At 36.6% G+C, this 19,945-nt stretch carries 13 protein-coding genes and 1 riboswitch; of the genes, 1 reads left to right on the top strand and 12 read right to left on the bottom strand.

Annotated elements, in window-relative coordinates; translation table 11 throughout:
• Positions 1 to 248 precede the first annotated feature (248 nt).
• Entirely contained in the window at positions 249 to 710 is a 462-nt protein-coding gene (locus FG383_RS15320) for a competence protein ComK (protein WP_142608264.1), read from the bottom strand.
• Positions 711 to 948: 238 nt separating this feature from the next.
• Between FG383_RS15320 and FG383_RS15315 the strand changes: the two genes are divergently transcribed.
• Entirely contained in the window at positions 949 to 2,538 is a 1,590-nt protein-coding gene (locus FG383_RS15315) for an NlpC/P60 family protein (RefSeq protein WP_142608263.1), read from the top strand.
• 285 nt (positions 2,539 to 2,823) lie between these two features.
• On the opposite strand, the gene FG383_RS15310 is transcribed toward FG383_RS15315, so the two are convergent.
• From FG383_RS15310 to FG383_RS15265, 11 genes are all read right to left on the bottom strand, one after another.
• On the bottom strand, positions 2,824 to 7,650 hold the full coding sequence (locus FG383_RS15310) for a S8 family serine peptidase (RefSeq protein WP_246097027.1): 4,827 nt from the start codon (positions 7,648 to 7,650) through the stop codon (positions 2,824 to 2,826).
• Positions 7,651 to 8,265: 615 nt separating this feature from the next.
• The gene (locus FG383_RS15305) at positions 8,266 to 9,405 is read right to left on the bottom strand and encodes a hypothetical protein (protein ID WP_142608262.1); all 1,140 of its coding nucleotides are present in this window, start codon (positions 9,403 to 9,405) and stop codon (positions 8,266 to 8,268) included.
• A gap of 268 nt (positions 9,406 to 9,673) precedes the next feature.
• Positions 9,674 to 11,953: an Ig-like domain-containing protein gene (locus FG383_RS15300; RefSeq protein ID WP_142608261.1), complete on the bottom strand. Its 2,280-nt coding sequence runs from the start codon at positions 11,951 to 11,953 to the stop codon at positions 9,674 to 9,676.
• A 151-nt stretch (positions 11,954 to 12,104) separates the two neighbouring features.
• Entirely contained in the window at positions 12,105 to 13,202 is a 1,098-nt protein-coding gene (locus FG383_RS15295) for a response regulator (RefSeq protein ID WP_142608260.1), read from the bottom strand.
• Entirely contained in the window at positions 13,203 to 15,152 is a 1,950-nt protein-coding gene (locus tag FG383_RS15290) for an ATP-binding response regulator (RefSeq protein ID WP_246097026.1), read from the bottom strand.
• Positions 15,130 to 15,435 carry a hypothetical protein gene (locus FG383_RS21375; RefSeq protein ID WP_246097025.1) on the bottom strand — a complete coding sequence of 102 codons (306 nt, stop codon included), beginning with the start codon at positions 15,433 to 15,435 and terminating at the stop codon, positions 15,130 to 15,132. Before FG383_RS21375 ends, FG383_RS15290 begins: the two co-directional genes overlap by 23 nt.
• Before the next feature lie 204 nt (positions 15,436 to 15,639).
• Positions 15,640 to 16,077 (bottom strand): VanZ family protein, encoded by a 438-nt coding sequence (locus tag FG383_RS15285; protein WP_142608259.1) that lies wholly within the window; start codon positions 16,075 to 16,077, stop codon positions 15,640 to 15,642.
• A 46-nt stretch (positions 16,078 to 16,123) separates the two neighbouring features.
• The gene (locus FG383_RS15280) at positions 16,124 to 16,570 is read right to left on the bottom strand and encodes a VanZ family protein (protein WP_142608258.1); all 447 of its coding nucleotides are present in this window, start codon (positions 16,568 to 16,570) and stop codon (positions 16,124 to 16,126) included.
• Positions 16,571 to 16,733: 163 nt separating this feature from the next.
• On the bottom strand, positions 16,734 to 17,378 hold the full coding sequence (locus FG383_RS15275) for a response regulator (protein WP_142608257.1): 645 nt from the start codon (positions 17,376 to 17,378) through the stop codon (positions 16,734 to 16,736).
• Positions 17,378 to 18,589, bottom strand: coding sequence for a sensor histidine kinase (locus FG383_RS15270; protein WP_142608256.1), 1,212 nt, complete (start codon positions 18,587 to 18,589; stop codon positions 17,378 to 17,380). Before FG383_RS15270 ends, FG383_RS15275 begins: the two co-directional genes overlap by 1 nt.
• 65 nt (positions 18,590 to 18,654) lie before the next feature.
• Positions 18,655 to 18,738, bottom strand: a riboswitch (cyclic di-GMP riboswitch).
• Between the two features lie 527 nt (positions 18,739 to 19,265).
• A complete protein-coding gene (locus FG383_RS15265) occupies positions 19,266 to 19,925 on the bottom strand; it encodes a M73 family metallopeptidase (protein WP_142608255.1) in 660 nt (219 codons plus the stop codon).
• Between the last annotated feature and the right edge of the window lie 20 nt (positions 19,926 to 19,945).

Here is a 19,945-nt window from a genome sequence, read left to right as displayed (position 1 = left end):
AAATGTCCTTATATGGTTTTGTGATTGGTAGTTTCAATTTTTTTCCATCTAATATTGAGGCATTGGTTTTGTGCGGCCAAAAATCTATTTATTTAACGCTTGACTTATTTAACATTAAACGCTGTGTAATACACAACTCTGGTACAATTCAGAATTGCTCTGTATACAAAAAAAGCGACCGAAGATTTTCTTCAACCGCTTTACTTTTTATCCATTCTCCGGAGACATTGTTATTAGTGTAATGTTTTTTACTCTGAATCCTCAATATTGCTAATTATATTAATCGCTGTGTGTAATCGTTGCTGTTGTTTTAGTAAAACATTTTTGGAAACTTTTACAGTCATATGAATTCCGTTATCAAACACAATTTGCGATTTTCCATTCCCCAATTCGTTGACATAGAAATGATGATTAAAGATCCATACACACTCTGTATCCTTATACGATACTGTAGGAAATGCGCCAAACTCTTTTGGATTGATCAGAATCGGTGTTTTGTGATAGTAATTCATAATCAGTTTAATCGCTTTCATGCGGCCTTCTAAAGTAGAAGCGTAGCGCATGCAAGCATTATTAAGTAACTCAAGTACAGACATTTTTGAATAATGAATTCCATTTGTTGTCGTGATTTTCGATTTGTTGCCATTCGTAAAAACAGATTCAAGTGCCAATACTCGTCGATTAATCAGTTTAGAATCCTTTTCTTTCAAATATATATCCTCCTTTTGCCTCCTCTTCTACATATTATCAAATAACTATATCTATGTATAGTCTAAATTTACAAATAATAAGAATTTTTAAAACTTTTTACTCAAGTCTTTGGATCTATTCTTTTTCTATATTTAAAATACAGAAATTTCTATATAGTCTATACATTTCATGTTTTCTCTTGTACAGTAATATGGAGATTATTATATGTAACTACCAGATTAAAGGGGAATCAGTAGGATGAAGAGATTAATAGCAGTTTTTACTTTTATGTTTGTTTTATTTTCAACTTTTAGTACCGTTTCTGCCGCACCGTTGTACAAAGATGTTGGAGATGATCACGCAGCAAAAGCGGAACTAGATTTTTTAGCTTCTAAAGGAATAATCACTGGTAACCCTGCACTTAACTTTGGAGTGGACGCGGAGATAACCCGTTTGGAAGCAGCTGAAATGTTGGTGAAATCTTTACGTCTTAATTCTTCTAATCAGCCGGACCCAAATTTTACGGACGTAACAGCTGACCACGTAAACTTTCCTATAATGGCTGCCATTGCAAACGAAGGAATTATACATGCCGATGAGAATGGCGCGTTTAATCCGGATGTTCCTTTTACAAGAGGGGAAGCTGCTGTCTTCTTAGTAAGAGCTTTTGAACTAAAAGGGACAATATCTACACCATTTGTTGATGTGCTACCAACTTATTGGGTTGCAGAAGCTATTAACACGCTACAAACAACGAATATCGCCACAGGGTATCCGGACAATACATTTAAACCTTTAGCTAACATTACAAAAGCGGACTTTGCTATTTTTATCGCACGCATTTTAAATCCAGATTTCCGAATAAAAGCTCCAACTGTTCCGACAATACCAACTGTACCCGCTGTTCCTGCTTCTTGTGAAAAGCCAAGCAATACAAAAACAGTGAAAGTGAAAGTGAATGTGCAAGTTACATCCCTTTGGCACAAGCCAGGCATAGATCGAGCGGTGGATCATCCTGCAATCTCTACTCCAGTAGACATTTCTAAATGGATGAAAACGATGAATCTGAAACAAAAATGGTGGCTCGTAGATAAAACCGACACCCAAGCTTTGTTTGGAGAGGAAGTCACCGTTTTACAAAAAAGCGGAAAATGGACTAAAATTGCAGTCAAAGATCAGTATGTTCCTTATTTAAAAGAAGGTTATCCTGGTTGGGTTCCAAGTTCGCATTTGTTCGAAACAGCTACAGATACGTCTAATTGTTCGATCGCTATTGTGAATGCGAAATCTTCCACTCTATATAGTGATACAAATAAAAAGAATAAATATATAGACATCAGTTATACAACGATTCTTCCAGTAATAAAGGAAGAAGGCGAATGGCTACATGTGCTTACCCCACAAAACGGTGTAAAGTATTTGGCTAAAAAAGATGCGAAAGTACACAAAAATTATGCAGCAGTTCCGAAACCAACACAAAAAGATATCGTCAACAGTGCCAAAATGTTCCTAGGTTTGCCTTACCTATGGGCAGGTACTTCCTCTTTTGGATTTGACTGCTCCGGCATTATTTACTCCGTGTATAAAAACCATGGGATCCTTATTCCACGCGACTCGTTTTACCAAGCAACGAAAGGAACACCAGTCTCAAAAAGTAACTTACAACCTGGTGATCTCGTATTTTTTGCGGGTAACGGAGGAAAAGGAAAAGTGTATCACGTCGGATTATATATCGGTGATGGCAAGATGCTCCATGCACCAAATGCATCCGACAAAGTCAAAATCGAATCTATTTCTGCAGGCGTTTATAAACGAAACTACTCTGGGGCTAGAAGATACCTAGATTAGTAGATGGAATGGAGAAAGCACGAACTCATTTTATGGAGTTCGTGCTTTTTATGTTTTGTCCCTGTGTAAGATACTAATATGTTGCGAGTAAGCCTTGCAAGATTGCGAGTAGCGATGAATAAGTTGCGCAAATTAATAGGAATGTTGCGAATACGAAGTAGAAGGTTGCGCATATGCCTGACAAAGTTGCGAGTAAATTTCTTACACAAGGATTCCCCCAAAAAAGAAACAGCTGTGGCCATGAACTGCACCTCAGCTGTTTCTTTTTACTTATTCATTTGTTTCTTACACCGCCATAGGAATTGCACTTGAACCTGGCATTAAAGACTCAAAACTTGATAAGGAAATTTCCGGTGTTGGTACCGTAATTTCCGAATCCGGTGTGAAAGATTCTGGGCTAGGTACTAAAGTTTCAGAGCTTGGTACAACAGATTTTATTGCTGCTTCTGTCACCGTTACATTTACAGTCAACTCATTTTTACCGTATTTAACCGTAATGGATGTGCTGCCTGCTTTTTTCGGTCTAACTAGACCACCAGTTACACTAGCAACTTTAGTATCTTGTACTTTATACGTAGCGGCTTTTGTTACATCTCTTTCGGTTGTTGTTCCGTTTATTGTTGTTACTTCCTTAATATTCAGTAGTACTTCTTTTCCTAATTCCAGATCAATTTGTGTATTGTCTGCAACTAATGTTACTTCTGGTGCTGTAACCGTTACATTTACTATTACATTATTTGCTCCATAGCTAACAGTGATCGGAGTACTACCTGCATTTTTAGCTCTTACTACACCATTTGTTACAGAAGCCACTTTACTATCAGTTACTTTATACGTAGCAGCTGTTGTTACATTTTTTTCAGTTGTTTTTCCATTTGATGTTGTTACTTCTGTAATTTTCAACTGTGCTTCTTTTCCTGGTTCTAAGTCAATTTCTGTTTTGTTTGCGTTCAGTGTCACTTGCGGTTCTGTAACTGTCACATTTACAGTTACTTCGTTTTTGCCGTAATTAGCAGTGATTGTTGTAGTTCCTGCATCTTTCGCTTTTACTAAACCATTGCTTACAGATGCCACTTTACCATTTGATGATTTGTATGTCGCAAGAGTTGTTATATCCGTCTTTTTTTGTTTTCCGTCCGCAGAAGTGATGACTTCTGTAATTTTTAGCTGTGCTTCTTTTCCTGGTTCTAGGTCAAGTTGCGTTTTGTTCGCTTCTAGTGTCACTACTGGTTCTGTAACCGTTACATTTACCGTTACTTCATTTTTACCGTATTTAGCTGTAATTGTTGTGCTTCCTGCATTTCTCGCTGTTACTAAACCATCCTTAACAGAAGCAACTTTATTATCCGCTACTTTATACGTTGCAGCTTTTGTTACGTCTGCCTTTTTTGTTTTTCCATCTGCTGTTGTTGTTACTTCGGTAATTTTCAGTTGCGCTTCTCTTCCTTTTTGTAAGTCAAGTTCTGTTTTGTTTGCTGTGAGAGTTACCCCTGGTTCTGTAACTGTCACATTTACAGTAAGCTCATTTTTACCATATTTAACCGTAATTGTTGTGCTTCCTGCATTTTTCGCTGTTACTAAACCATTTTTGACAGAAGCAACTTTATTATCCGCTACTTTATACGTTGCTGCTTTTGTTACGTCTGCCTTTTTTGTTTTTCCATCTGCTGTTGTCGTTACTTCCGTAATTTTCAGTTGCGATTCTTTTCCTTTTTGGAGGTCAATTTCTGTTTTGTTAGCAGTTAATGTAACTCCTGGCACAATCACTTCTGAATCTTTTACTGTTAGATTTACAGTTACTTCATTTTCACCATGGGAAACAGTAATCGTTGTAGAACCTTTTCCTACCGCAGTCACTAAACCATTCGTAACGGTTGCAATGCTTTCATCTGCCACAGCGTACGTAGCTTCTGCAGTTACATCTACTACTGTTGCTTCCCCTTCTTTAGGTGTAGAAGTTTCTGTAACAGCCAGTTGAGCTGTTCCTCCTACTGCTAAATCAAGTTCCGTTGGATTTACAGCTAGTGTTACTACTGTCTCTTCCTTTTCATAAATGAAAGCTTCACCTACATTGCCCGCTGCATCTTGAACGACAACTTTCACAGAATCTGTTTCAGCTGTCACTGGGAATGAGTAAGATCCATCTTGCGCTAAATCAAAGTCTACTGCATCGGCAGTTTCTCCATTAACAGTTGCAACATAAGAAGCGTGTAGTTTGTCATTTAAGTCAAATTCTAAACCGTACAAGTACAATTCTTCATTATATTCAATGTACTTGTCCGTTACTTGCCCAGTTGCTACTCCATCTTTCACAGATCCTGCAATTACTGGTTTCGTTGTTTTCACAACAACTGGTCCAACGTAGTCACCAATTACACCTGTAGCAGAAAGTCCAGTAAAGTCGATTGTATATAGGCCATCTGGAATGGTTGTTGCAGGTTCACCGCTCCAAGGTTGGTACTCCCCATCAACAGTTAACTTCCAAGAGCCAGCTCCAAGGGAAGAACCAGCATGTAAGTAACCGATGTATCCGTCTCCGTATTCTCCACCTTCAGGATCCATGATATCCCAAAGTTCGATGTAATTCGTTGTCACATTCCCAGTCAATGTGAATGTAAGCTCGGCTGAATCTTTCACACCATCTCCGTCAAAGGATAGGTCCGTTTCCGAAATATTCATATCTCTAATTTCCGTAGCTACTACACCACTAAAATCAGCTGCGAATGGCAATGAAATATCGGAACCGCCCCCGTTAATGTGGATATATCCGAGTATTTCTGAACCATTTGGAGCTGTCGCTTTAGAAGCGGTCAACGTAACATTTAACAGTTGCTCTCCTGCAAGTGTAAACGATGATTTATCAACCGTTACTTTTGCATCGCCGAATGTTTTTGTCGTATCAACTGTCACATTATAATTTCCACCGGTACCCTTGCTATCTTTTACTAGAATTTGTTTCGTAACAGATAGATTTTCTTTTAACGATTGTGGACCAAATGTAACTGTCCCTTTCAAGTTTTCAACGATTGCTCCACTGCTGTCTAACACGGCAGTGTCTTTTGCATAGGCAAGTATGCTTGGATGAGCTGCTGCATATGCGTCTACACGACCAGCACCTTGAGCAAATACATCATATGTTCCTTTATGGAGAACTTTTGCTGTATTGGAAAGTGCTACTTTTACATCGAAAGCATTCCAGTCTGGATTTGCTTGTTTGATAAGTGCTGCAATCCCTGCGATATGCGGAGTTGCCATGGATGTTCCTGTTTTGCGGTCATATGCTTCATTGTAAACCGCATCTGGGAAATCTGTTTTGTACATTGGAATGGTAGACATAATATTCGTACCAGGTGCACTTACATCTGGCTTAATGTCAAAGTTTGGTGTAGAAGGTCCGCGTGAACTAGAGCTATTTACTTCATCCCCAGTTGTTTTAGTAGAACCAAAATTACCGAATGTTACTTTTCCTGCTCCAGATGCTAAAGCTGCACGAATTGCATCTCCATCTGTTTGGGACATATCATACGTTGGAATAAACGCAAAAGAGTCACCAAGGAATGTGCCAGATGGATTTGGTGCATTCGTTCCACCTGCAAAGTTATGGATAATCGTTGCTACTGCACCATTTTCTTTTGCATGGGCAATTTTATCGACAAATGCTATGCTACCACGTGAAATCAATGCAACTTTGCCGTTTACATCGATTCCTTGATAATCCTTCGCTTCCCCGTTTCCAGGAACTGCAACTAAGTCAAATTCACCTTGAAGTTGTGTTGCTAGATCGGCACCGAAAGTAGTACCCATTAATTGTAATTGTTTTGTAAGATTGTATGCACCAACTGTAACATTCACTTGTCCGTTGTACATTGTTTCCGGATTCGTTGTGTTACCAACTGCGATACCTAAGCGAGCCGTAGCTGGAGTCCCCATCGTCCCACGGTTAGGACCAGAATTACCTGTCGCGATGACAGAGATTGTGCCGGCCATCATTGCGTTATTAATCGCAAAAGATCCGCTATCCGTTTCTGTGTTAGCGCCGCCACCAAGTGATAGGTTAATAACGTCCATACCTTCAATTACAGCTGTGTCAATTGCTTTTACAATACCAGAAGTAGCTCCACTGCCGTAAGCACCAAGTACGCGATAAGCGTAAAGATCTACTTTAGGTGCAATCCCTTTAATACCGTATACATTCGCACCAATTGCAGCAATTGTGCCCGCAACATGTGTACCGTGAGAAGTATAGAATGAACTTCCATTCGCATTAAATTCGGGAGTTCCTGCTGGGCGTTCCGATGGCAATGTTTCGGAAGCATCATTTTCCGCACGAGTTTTTGTGTAGGTAGATGAATTAGGAATAAAGTTCTTTCCACCTTTATAAATGCCTGCAAATTCTGGATGATCTTTATCGATTCCAGTATCCAGTACGGCAACTTTGATGCCTTGCCCTTCGATTCCTTCATTCCAAAGTCTTTCGATACCTAAGAATGAAATACTTGTATTCATCTTTGCATCTACGATTTTATCTTTGTTAATCGTAGAAGGTTTCGTCGGTTTCGTTTTTTGTTGTTCTTCCGACGCATGAACGATTGTGTCCGGTTCTACTAGTGTAACTCCTTGAACAGTTAGTAGTTTTGGGAGATCATTCGCTTTTACAGTTGCGGCGAAACCGTTTAATACTGTATCGAATGTATACCCTTGTTTAATGGCAATATTTTTTAAGTTTAGTTCTTTTTTAACAGTTGCTTGTTGTGAGCGTACTTTCGTTCTTACTTGATTTTCTTGTGCTACTGAAAAGCTTTTTCCCTTTAATTCGTTTATTCCTTTTTCAAGGGCAACTGGTTTTTCTGATAAATGTATGATTACTGCAACTTCTTGGCTACCCGATAGGTCTTGTAAATCTTTGTGTAGTTTTGGTCCACCATCCAACACATTCAATTGCTCTGCGATTGCTGCTTTTAATTGTAACGTGCTTTCACTTGCACTATTTTGTTTGAATGGCTTTACATCTACATTTGCAGAAGCAGTCATGGCCGGACTAAACATCGTAAAGATCATCGCTAGTACCATCAATGTGCTAAATAGCTTATTTACTATTTTATTCTTCAACATACTTCTCCCCTTTTTCCACAATTATTTATTCTTCGAAACTATAAGTTTGTCCTACTTACTGCTATTGCTTTTTTATAATAATCGCTTCCTTTCTTTGAAAATCGTTACCGTTTAAGTAACTTTCATGATGTAATAAATCTCAAATATATGTGATAGTCTTTGATGTAATAACATGTCTCTGTGCAAGAGGACATTCATACCCTACTCTGAATTGTTTTTGATATGTCTTGCACAGAGTTTAATATAAAAAGTTTAAGGGCTTAAGAAATGGAATTATATCTCTTACTTCTTAATATTAGTATGAATATTAGGAAAATTGAAGCGCTGTTTTTATTCATAATTATGTTAATTAATTAGTCATATTATTATGTATATTAGTAATTTTTACCTGTTTTTCACAGTTTTCTACATATTTATTATATATTCGACAGTATAAGACATAACTGACTTATCATTTTGTGTGATACAATTTGAATATTATTTTTAATTATTTTGAAGTTGTGTCTTACAGAGGCTCGTTAAAAATTAAAAGCAAAAAGAAAAATCCGGTGCTTTCTATTCTAAAACGAATAGAGAGCACCGGATTTTAATATGGCTTCATACTATGTTTTTTTATTACTCAAACGTGATTTTAAATTCTACGTCTAATGCTGAACCATTGTCCACTGTAATTTTAAGCGTAACTGTTTTCCCTTTTAGATCAGCTAATGAATCTGCCCCTTCTGGGAATGCTGCTGCAGTATACTCTAGAGCTTTTATGGATGTAGGATTGAAACCATTCACTTTCGTTACTCCTAGTTGCTTCGTAAATGTTTGGTAGAATCCTTTTCCTAAAAATTTCGGAATTCCAATGTCTTCTTTCACAGTAACTATAAGAGAATTAGAACCATTTGTAGAAACTGTTGCTTGATCAGATTGCGTTGTATTCAGTTCAGTTACTAAACCAGCAACCTTTTCATTTAGGATTGCTTGTTGAGTAGATGTAACGGAAGTATAGTCAATAGTAGTTTTCAACTTAGCAACTTCTTCTAATAATGCCCCAACGAATTTGTTTGTAGATGCATTTGGAAGACGGTCTAATAGTGCTTCGATTTCTGCAAACTTAGTTTGAGCCTCTGATTTTTTGCCATTTTTAAATAAATCGTTTACTTCTACAATTTTCATGTAGATAGTGACTGGCACCATTAATTCATGGCGTTTTTCATCTGCTGGCTTTTTGTACTCCTCTAATAGGAGATCACGAGCTGCTTTACCAGAGAAACGGTATAGAATCGCTGTTCTACCTTTTAGTTGGTACGATAATTTGTGGTACGCTTTTTCCACTGCTGCAAAGTCATTTTTTGCTTGCGCTGCTTCAATTTCCTTCATAATGGGCACTAAGTATTCTGTTGCATAATTAAATGCATCAATATATGGTAATAAACCTCCTGAAACTTTTTCTTTGTATAGCGTATCGATTTCTTTCAACTTCGCATTCTTTTGTGCAGTAGATAGTTTAGAGGAAACTACCGCACTTCTTGTAAGTTCATAATTTTTCTTTACACTGTTTAACGCAGGGTATAGTGCGCTACTTGGTGCAAGTTTCCCATCTAGTGACGGGTACACATAATGTGTCGTCGCTTTGTTCAGTTCCGCCTTCGCATTGTTCACCGATTGATCAACTGAAGTTGCCCCTAGTGCTACTGATGAAAACGATAAAATGGAAGTCGTTAACAATACTGCAGCTGTTGTTTGTTTGATAAAACGTTTACTCATATTTCTCCTCCTCTTTTAAGGTAAAACATCGATTAATTTCCAATATTTTTCCACAATTTAATTTTACTATTGAATTGGAAACTATTCAACGTAGAATTTTGATAGTTTTGCAGAAAAAGGAGCTATATTTTTGTTCGATAATAATTGCAACATGTCATCGAAAATAAACAAGCCAATCTGCGTATTTCGCAAATTGGCTTGTTTTCCTTTTTCTATCGTAGCTTATACAAGTTTAATTAAATCCCATTTTTTTCTTTTTTCCATTTTACTAACGGATAATTACTACCTGTTGGTTAATCGTTGTATTCACTTTAATATCTATATTATATTTTATTGACGGATCAGATGCTTTTTCAATTATAACTTTCATACTCTCAATCGAAAATTTAGTGCTCATGTCCCAAGTATTAACTGAAAATCTTAGAGTATTCTCATTTATCACTTCCACAGTTACACCATCATTTGGACCTCTAAAAAGATAGCCATTATCAAACCCTGATACACCATCTGGAAATTCAATATATACCTTATAATCTGAACCACCTATTAGCTTTTCTTTATAAATTTCTGTAGCATTTGGAGGATACCTAGTTACTGTATTCCCTAAAGTTCTATAAATGGCTTTGTTAGTAGCTACTGCTTCTGTCAAGGATACTTTATCGTTTAGTACAGTAAATGATACACCATCGATAGTCCAGTCTATTGTGTTAACTATTACTGATGAAGCTGCAGCTACTGTAACTGTAAACGAATCAGTTACTGTGCCACCTCTTCCATCTGAAGCGGTTACTGTAATATTGGCTGTACCTTGAGCTACTGGTGAGATCACTATATTCGTTCCATTTACTATTACTGTTGCTTTCGTAATATCACTAGAAACAGCTGTAAGTGTTAGGTCATCACTATCTGAAAATGTACTACTTGCGTCAACTATTACATTGCCTGCTCCTACCTGAGCATTTTGATCTGTAATAGCATTAGCTACTGTTGGTGCTTGATTGATATTCTCGTCTTCTTCCTCTTGAACAAGTGTTTTTACTGCATCGATTACTGTTTTTGCATCTGTTAATGCTTGTGCTACCGCAATAGTTGTTGTTGCTGTGGTAATCTCGCTGGCTCCAGTTGTTTTAGCAGATTGTATTAGTAACCAATTTTCTGCGCTGTAGTCTGCTTCGTTTTTATAATTCATTAACTCTATAAACGCTAAGTTTCTCGCAGTGGCTAGCAAGTTTTGGTATTCTGCTTCCTCTTGAACAAGTGTTTTTACTGCATCGATTGCCGTTTTTGCATCACTTAATGCTTGGGCAACTGCGGCTGGTGTTGTTGCTGTAGTAATCTCGTTGGTTCCAGTTGTTTTAGCTGATTGTATTAGCAACCAATTTTCCGAGCTATAGTCTGCTACGTTTTTATAATTCGTTAACTCTTCGATTGCTAAGTTTCTCGCAGTGGCTAGCACGTTTTGGTATTCTGCTTCCTCTTGCTCAATTGATTTAACTTCATCGATCGCTGCTTTGGCATCACTTAATGCTTGGGCAACTGCGGCTGGTGTTGTTGCAGCATTGATTGTACTTGTCCACGATGTTTTTAATGATGAGATAGTGATCCAATTCGCTTCACTATAATCATCTTTTACTGCTTCTTTATAATCTGTTAACTCTGCAATAGCTTTACTTTTTGCTAGGCGCAATTTTCGTTCTGCGGAACTTTCAGAAGGTGCTTCGTTGTCCCCTCCACCTACTGATGGGTTGTTTGGAACTTCTGGTGTTGGAGTTGGTATCGGAAGAGTAGAGAAAAGTGCTTCTGCATCCTTTACTTCTTTGGATAACAAATTCGAATAATTTGTTTTCCCATTGATGGAAGTTTTCGAAACAAGTGTAAGTACCTCATCCATTACATTTCTTGCCTCTTCTTTTTTCCCTTCCTTCCATAATCTTAATACTTCATTATTTTTCATGTAGATTGTTACAGGAATTCGTAATTCGTCTCGTTTTGCATCAGATGGCTTTTTATATTTTTCTAATAATAAATTCCGGGGCGCTTTTCCGGTGAAGCGGTATAAAATAGATGTACGGGAACCTAATTGATACGATAACTTATGATAGGCCTGTTCAACACCCTCTAAATCTCCTGCAGCGTGGGCATCCAACATTTCTTCTAAAATTGGATCCAAATACGTAACTGCATAATTATATGCATCAATATAAGGTATTACTCCTTTAGTGATTTTTTCTTCATACAATGCGTCTAATTCTTTTATCTTTTCTTTCTTTTCCTTGGTAGAAAGATTCGAAGATTGGATTTTTTGTTTTACCTCTTTATAATGCTTTTTCACATTATTCAGCACTGGGTATAATTCTTTACTCGGCTCTAATACACTTTTAAATGCAGGGTCTACATAATAGAGTGGAGCTTTTTTCATCTCTTGTTTCACAGCATCTATTGATTGCTGGATAGTCGTCTCTTTACCATAGGATACTGAAGTAAATGAGAAAATAGAGGATGTGAGCAAGGCCGCTACGACAATTTGTTTAACTATTCTTTTTTTCATTCTAGATGTACTTCTCCTTTTAGGGTTCTAGTCTTTTTTATTTATTCCCTTGAGAGTATTATAGAACTTTAGTCTAGACATTTTCTGAACATCACTGACAAAATACGACAAAAAAACCACCATATTGATTAATATCAGGTGGTTTAAGGGACTATTTTAATATTTTTATTAAATCTTCAAAGTTTTCCTGTGGCTTTATTCCTAACTGCTGCCATAGAATCGTTTTATAGTTTTCATAGACTTGTACTGCTGCTCGAGTATTTCCTAGTTGTACATAATATCGAACCAGTTGTATGGTATATCGTTCTTCCCAAGGGTCCATTTCTATAAGCTTGTCTATCGCTTCTTTTGATACACTGTCTGTTTTTGTTTCTATGTTGTAAGAAGCGAGATATTTCTCTAAAAACTGTGTAACCCCTTTTCGCAACTGTTCTCGTTCTTCCAGCGCCCAATCATAATATTCTTCTGCTAAATAATGATTTTTATATAAATCTATGACCTTTTTAACATTTTCTACTTGGACTAGTATTTGATTGAAGACTTTTTTTATGTCTTGCACATCGCTATTTAACTCTATCGATAGAGAATAGCGTTCATCTACATACTTGATGGAATCATGATACCCATGATTTTTTAGTTCTTTTCGCAAATGATATACAGTTGTGTGCAATGCTACGGATGCTTTATCTAATGGACGGTCTGGCCATAACTCTTCCATAATTTTTTCCCTGTGTACAGGTTTATTTTGATGGATGAGATAGGCACAGAATTCTTTCACCTTTTTCGTTCTCCACTTGATTGGTTCATTTTGATGGTCAAGTAATCGGAAGCCTCCTAGAAAACTAGCTTTTAGTGATGGCGTTTCATTGGAAGGGGGGCTAGGTTGTTTTCTACGCTGACTAATTCGTCTCACTGTTTTTTCTAAACGACTCTTTTCAATCGGCTTTAGAATATAATCCAATGCCTGGACATTAAATGCTTCCAAAGCATACTCGTCATATGCTGTAACGAATATGATATCCGTTTGAGAAGCAGTTACATCGATTTTTTCTGCGAATTTTATTCCGTTCATTTCCTTCATCTCGATATCAAGAAATAGAATATCGGGCTTATGTGCTTCTAGGCTTTCTAATCCTTCTAGCGGGTTAGAAAACTTGCCTATTATTTCGATTCCTCCAATTTCTGTTAGTATTGCTTCTAATAATTGGAGCGCCAAAATTTCGTCATCGACCAATATGGCTTTTAACATTTAATGTCCCTCCTTTTCCAAATGTATGAGTGGAAATCTTAATTCTACAATTGTTCCTATATGTTCTTCACTTGTTATTTGAATAGAGGCATCTTCATAATATTTCAGTCGCTTCTCTATATTTTGAAGTCCAACGCCTTGCACTTTATCCTTTTCAATATTCCAAATTTGTTGGAGTCGTTGTTTAGTCATCCCTGTTCCATTATCTATTATTCGAAAAACAATCATGTCTTCTTCCCTATTAACGGTGAGCTTTACAGTTCCTTGACCTTCCTTCTTTTTCAATCCATGAACTATAGCATTCTCCACGATAGGCTGCAAAAGTAAAGGAGGAATTAGACAATGGAACGATTCCTCCATTTGTACTTCCCACACTAGCTGCTCTGGATATCTAGTACGCTGAATATTCACATAGGATTGAATCAGGGAAAGTTCCTTCTCCAGTGGCACGAGACTATGCGTATTTTCAAAGGAAAAGCTCCCTCTCATAAAGTTAGCGAAATCTGTAATCATGACACGTGCCTTATCCAAGTCTACATAACTGAGAGATAGAATGGAGTTTAATACATTATAAATAAAATGTGGCTTTATTTGCGCTTGTAAAAAAGCTATTTCCATCTTCACCGCATTTTCGGATGATTCTTTCATTAATAGCAAGTTTCTTATTCTAGTTTTTAACTCGGAGATATCCAAAGGTTTGTGTAGAAAATCATTTGCACCAGACTGGAATGCTGCAATCATATCTTCTGGTCGAACGGCAGCCGTTAGCATTAAAATAGGAAGCTCAGAGGGTAGATAAGAATTCCTCAATTGTTGACATACTTCATAACCAGAAACTCCTGGCATCATAATGTCTAATATGACAAGATCCACATCGGGATGTTTTTTCATCTGCTCCAAAACTGCATTTCCATGATCAACTGCGATGATGAAGTATTCTTCAGATACAAGCGTGTCGATGAGTACTTTCAAATTCACATGATCATCATCTGCTATAATTACTTTTTTTCCACCCTTATTTTCAATAACTGAAGGTATAGGTGGTGAAAAAAGTTGTTGCTTTGTCTCGTTGAGGTGAATTGCTTTAGGAAGTGTAACAGCAAAGGTAGTCCCTCTATTCACTACTGATTTTACAGTAATAGTCCCCCCTTGAATCTGCACGAGCTCTTTCGTAACACTTAAACCTAGACCAGTTCCTCCAGCTGTATTGCTGTATTGGCGAAAAGGCTCGAAAACAGTTTTTAAATTTTCAGTCGTCATTCCTATTCCTGTATCACTAACTTCTATTACTATATTTTCATTTTGTTCAAAGCAATTAATTTCCACTTTGCCTCTAATAGTATATTTAACCGCATTGTCTATTAGATTATATAAAACTTGACGAAGTCTTTCCTCGTCTGCAGATACAAACTGCCCACGTTGGATATGATTAACGATCTTCACATCTTTTTCTATCATGTATGTAAAAGTTTCCACTACGACATGGACGATGGAAAATAGATCCACAGAGGTAATACTGACACGCAAATTACCTTCTTCCAATTTCGAAAAATCCAAAATATCGTTTACAAGGTTAGATAAACGCTGAGCGGTTCCTACGATTAGACCCATTTTCTCTTCTTCATTTACCGTCAAGGAAGATTTTCTATCCTCTAGCATCGATTGAGAAATTGCTATAATTCCATGTAAAGGGGTTCGAAATTCATGAGAAGTCTTTGCAAGAAACTCGTCCTTCAACTTATCCACACGTAGAAGAGCATTGGACAACTCCTCTTTCTTTAGGAAGGAATCCATGAAACGATGGGAAATATAAAGCGAAAGCATCGTCAAACAAATAAAAGGAAATAAAGGTGGTAAAATATTGATCGCATAATTTGATGTAACATTTAGCGTTCCGATAGTGAAATAAATTAAAATGGTCAAGGTGCTAAAGATTAAATAATAGGTCATAATCCGTCCATAATGATGGAACTTGAACAAGATAGTTTTTTTGTTCGTCGAGGGCCGGAGAATCCAGCAACTTATTAGGAACAAACTCCCACTCTCCATTCATTTCTACCGGTTCTGCTCCGTTAAACTCATAATTCCGTAAATCTAAAACGCCATTCACTGCTTTTGGTGAAATCGCTTTATCTTTGACTAGAATGATATTCATAGCAAGGATATTCATAGCAACGACACATATTAGTAAAATCCCAATAATGGTGATAATCTTTAAATAGTTTTTTTTCATGCTTTTATGTATCCTTCAATTATTTATCATTCTATCTTGAAAATTTCTTTTGAGATATGTTGATTGTATGTGGAAATACTGAATAGTACAATATTTTTTTTATGGATTTTTGAGGGGATTGGTATCCAACATATAGTACCTGTATAAGATGCAATTCAGACTCTATCCTGTTGTAATCCTTTTTTGGTAGTCATATGCCGTACATCATTCCCCTTCCAAAAATGTCCTCCTACCTCGTCCATTCTGCTTTACAACAAAAGCCCAAACAAAAAAAGCAACCATAATCCCTAAAAAGTCTATTCCAACATCAAACAATCTGCCGTTTCGATTGAAATACAACTGAAGAATCTCCGTAAAAGCTGCGTATACACCAGTTACTAAGAGTGCAAAACCCTTCCGCTTCCACCAACGAAAATATAATGTATACAAAAGAGCAAACGTCAGCATATGACCAGTTTTTTGTATGATATAAAATTCACTTGTTAACGCGATATCACTCGTAATGAGTAAATCCAGGTAATTGGGTGAAGGTTCAAAGCTAAACTGGACAACTTGATCATACAAAAAGATATATGGATCTGAAGTAGTTGTCGCAACTAGTATCCAAGCACTCCACAGAATAGTAAGTAGAGGATACATCATGTGGAATCATCCTTTCTAAGCATTTACTGCCAGTTCAGTAAATAGTCTACCCATCCACATGAGTTCGAAACAAAATTACCACATAAATCCCGATTCCAACAAATGCCCCCGCACTATCAATAAACACATCCCTTACCTGAGCCCCCCTACCGGGAACAAAAAGCTGATGCACTTCATCTGATATGGCATACAACACACAAATGGATAAAGCCAGTCCTATCCCTTTATATCCGTCTACCCCACTTAACCGTAAAGAATGTATAAGAAGCACACCTAGCACTAAATAGATAAGAAAATGTGCATTCTTTCGAACGAAATGATTTAAATTTCCAACAATAAAATTAGAATGAGGAGCAACTTTTTCTACCGCCGTTACAATAACTTCGGTTATTCCTGTACTCAACTCGTTAGACTCATTAGCCGGTTGATTCGAAAAATAAAATATTAATGCCATCCACAGGAAAACCGATGTATAGGCTAGGAGTTTCTTCATATTTTGGTCCCTCTTCCGTCATTAAACATGCAAATTAACTATTCTAATACTAATATAGCATTAAATAATGCCCACCTGAAAAATCAGATGGGCATCATTTGACGTGCTTAAAAGGAAAATAGTTTCGGCGTAGGAAATCGAAATTCAATTACACTTTTGTTGTTTATGAGGTTATTGTATATTTGACTAGACCTTTGGCATTAGCATATAAAGCTGCTTGGGTTCGATCAGATAAACCTAGCTTTGCAAAAACCTGACTGACATGCTTTTTTACAGTAAACTCTGTTATATACAGCGATTTTGAAATTTCTTTATTGGAATGCCCTTTACCCAGTTCTATTAATATTTCCTTCTCTTTTGGGGTTAATTGTTCAATATGTCCATCTTCTTCAACAGTTGAACTTACTTTCATGAGTAAATCTAATACTGCCGGATCATAGTATTTTCTTCCTCTGCTAATCATCAGTAAAGCATGTAGGAGCTCTTCAGGGAGTGCTTCTTTTAACAGATAACCAGCCACACCAATTTCTTTTGCTTTGTTAAAATCGTCCTCACTTGTGGAAGAGGTAAGTATAACAAATTTACTAGTTATCCCTGTGCGAGAAGCTTCTTTTATTAGATCGAGACCTGAGTCGTCTCCTAGTCGAAGATCAACAATCGCTATATCAGGTGTTTCATTACGAAGAAGTTCTAATGCATCTTTTCTAGTTGCAGCTTCTCCAATTACATCTATTAATTCGTCTAATGAAAATAATGATTTTAATCCTTTTCTAATCAATGGATGGTCATCAATAATTACGACTTTCATTATCCAAGCACCTCTTGTTTTTTTAGCATTTTTACATTTGGAATCTCAATTTGAATTTTTGTTCCTACACCTTGTAAGCTATCAATGGAGAATGATCCACTAAAAGAACTTATAATACTTCTCATATTCATAAGTCCTATTCCGTTTTCTTTTTCATGATTATGCAAATGAATCCCAATTCCGTTATCTTCTATTTCTACTATTATTTTATCTTCTAATGCAGCTAATGTAAGCACAATTACAGTGCATTCTCCATGTCGGACTGCATTTCCACATGCTTCGCAAATAATTCGATAAAGTCCATTTTTAATCTTTTGTGTAAGAAGAGACTCATCCCCAGATAGTTGATAATCGATTTTAATGTCATGTAACTTTGCATATTCGGTTAAATAATCTTCTAGAATGACAAAAAATGCTTTATTCCCCTTCTTCACAGAGCTGAGCTTATAAATCGATGCTCGGAGCTCTTTCATAGTTGTATTGGCAGTCTGGGATAGGAATTGGTATTCTTGATCCAATTCTTCTGTTGTAATACTTCGACTCTTGACCCGTAAACTATGCAACGAATAAACAATTCCAAATAGTCGCTGAGAAACGCTGTCATGAATTTCGTTTGCGATACGATTCTGTTCCTCCACGATGAGCATTTGATCCATTATTTGATTCATGTGTATTCTTTCTAGTGTCATTTCACTAAGTTCGGCTAAAAATTCAAATGTACGATTGAGTATAATTGAATTTTTCACCTCTTCAAAATCGGAAACTTTCACTCCTAAAACTCCAACATGTTGGGAATTTCTTATTATTTTCATCCAAAAGTATTCCTGGTTATAAGTACTAATAAACGATTCCTTTTTCCCATGTATATGATGCCAATCATTCCTTAAATCATTTTCTAAATTTGCATTGCTTGTTTTATTGGAGAAGTAGCTGATTTGCGAATGGTAATCAATTACCCAAAAGAAGGCTGCATTTTCTTGCATACATTTTATTAAAGTGATTGTAATTTCTTCTACTAGTCTCTCAAGGGATTTATGAGATGAAAAGCTGTATAGCTTTCGGTACAGAGACATAATATTTTCCAATGTGTCTTGATACTTTCTATTTGTCTCAGCAAGTTTTTTATTTTCAATTAACAATTCTTCTTGCTGCTCATTTAGTAAGGTAGCTTTTGAATCCAATTTTGGGGTAAGCTCTGAAGATTTTATCATTTCTAAATCGACCTCCTCCTAAACTCATAATAAAAGCCTAACTAAACTGGATAATAGATATCCAAATTTAATCAGGCCGGTTGCACCAGTAACTCCATACTTCCCAGGTGCCCAAATGCAGGAAGTACTTCACAGTTTCCTTTATATTTACTATTTTATATAGTTCAGTATAACCAAATAACGTCAAATATTACGTCACTTTACGCGTGCTTCTATTAACTATTTTTGTCTTAACACAGGTATTTATGTCTATCCATGTATTCATTAATTGATAGAATAGTAAGAAAGAGACTGGGACAAAACCCTCCTCGAAAATTGAAAAGCCTTGTATAGTTTACTAATAGTAAAATTCATAGGTCTTTGTTTTTTAGACATTAAAATAAGGACATTTTCTAGTAAAATCTAAGTACCTCTACAAAAACTTATACAGAGGGATGTGGTTACCGCAATTCACATTCTCTGGTTGCAAATATGTCAGATTATGATATGTTTCTGTTTTTATTTTTATGTATTTCATTCACTCCAAAATAGAAGATGCGTTTAGATCCCTGTAACCGCAATAGAGAATCACCAAATTTATGCATATAAACAAATATAATGCATACTTACTTAAAAACAGCCCCGTAGAGAATATTCTACAGGGCTGTTTTAATATTTAGCGGAGACAGCTCAGTGGCTATGGAGCCATTTTCATCCGTCTGTACCGTCTGATGACCATTAATACAATTACCCCACTTGCAAGTAAAGTACCAAATAGTATCCAATTGAATATATTTGTGGACGTGGTAGGTATGCTTGTACCAACTGAAGGTGGACCAACGCTAGCAACCTGTCCTGTTGTCATGGCTTGGACTACTGTGCTATCGTTTCCTTCCGCTGCAAAAGAGAATACAAATGCTGACTCAAGCCCTTGAAATTCATTGCCAAGATGCTCTGGAAAGCGAATAGTGATATCTAAATTTTCTTCGGTGCCGCTTGTAAGTTCTCTTTCTTGTAATGATTCAAGTTCGGCCAATTTCCCTTGATATAACTCCTCATCACCTGCTTTTATTTCCACTAAAAGCTCATTGAAAAGCTTTTTTTCTCCACTGTTTTGTAGCTGCATACGGTAAACAAAATCAGTATTGCCGGAATTCTGAACTGTAATAGTCCTAGGCGCCCAATCACCGGGCTTCATGTTGCTAATATCAAATAAATTATCTTTTGGTGATAGACTGATGCCTATATCGTTCTCAGCGTTGTCATCTTCACCCTCTGCAAATACATTCGTCATAGAATAGAAACAAATCACGCTAATCAATAGAAGTAATGTGAATAACCGAAAGAGTTTAATCATTGTAATGCCTCCTTACATTC

The sequence above is a fragment of the Psychrobacillus soli genome, assembly GCF_006861775.1.
GTDB lineage: Bacteria > Bacillota > Bacilli > Bacillales_A > Planococcaceae > Psychrobacillus > Psychrobacillus soli.
The sequence above is the reverse complement of the archived record's forward strand: the minus strand, read 5'-3'. Positions and strand labels throughout refer to the sequence as shown.

Coding starts and splice junctions, on each gene's coding strand:
- FG383_RS21375 (WP_246097025.1), bottom strand. CDS start 15,435: ATGAAAAAAAACTATTTAAAGATTATCACCATTATTGGGATTTTACTA.
- FG383_RS15290 (WP_246097026.1), bottom strand. CDS start 15,152: ATGACCTATTATTTAATCTTTAGCACCTTGACCATTTTAATTTATTTC.
- FG383_RS15305 (WP_142608262.1), bottom strand. CDS start 9,405: ATGAGTAAACGTTTTATCAAACAAACAACAGCTGCAGTATTGTTAACG.
- FG383_RS15275 (WP_142608257.1), bottom strand. CDS start 17,378: ATGAAAGTCGTAATTATTGATGACCATCCATTGATTAGAAAAGGATTA.
- FG383_RS15265 (WP_142608255.1), bottom strand. CDS start 19,925: ATGATTAAACTCTTTCGGTTATTCACATTACTTCTATTGATTAGCGTG.
- FG383_RS15270 (WP_142608256.1), bottom strand. CDS start 18,589: ATGATAAAATCTTCAGAGCTTACCCCAAAATTGGATTCAAAAGCTACC.
- FG383_RS15315 (WP_142608263.1), top strand. CDS start 949: ATGAAGAGATTAATAGCAGTTTTTACTTTTATGTTTGTTTTATTTTCA.
- FG383_RS15280 (WP_142608258.1), bottom strand. CDS start 16,570: ATGAAGAAACTCCTAGCCTATACATCGGTTTTCCTGTGGATGGCATTA.
- FG383_RS15295 (WP_142608260.1), bottom strand. CDS start 13,202: ATGTTAAAAGCCATATTGGTCGATGACGAAATTTTGGCGCTCCAATTA.
- FG383_RS15285 (WP_142608259.1), bottom strand. CDS start 16,077: ATGATGTATCCTCTACTTACTATTCTGTGGAGTGCTTGGATACTAGTT.
- FG383_RS15300 (WP_142608261.1), bottom strand. CDS start 11,953: ATGAAAAAAAGAATAGTTAAACAAATTGTCGTAGCGGCCTTGCTCACA.
- FG383_RS15310 (WP_246097027.1), bottom strand. CDS start 7,650: ATGTTGAAGAATAAAATAGTAAATAAGCTATTTAGCACATTGATGGTA.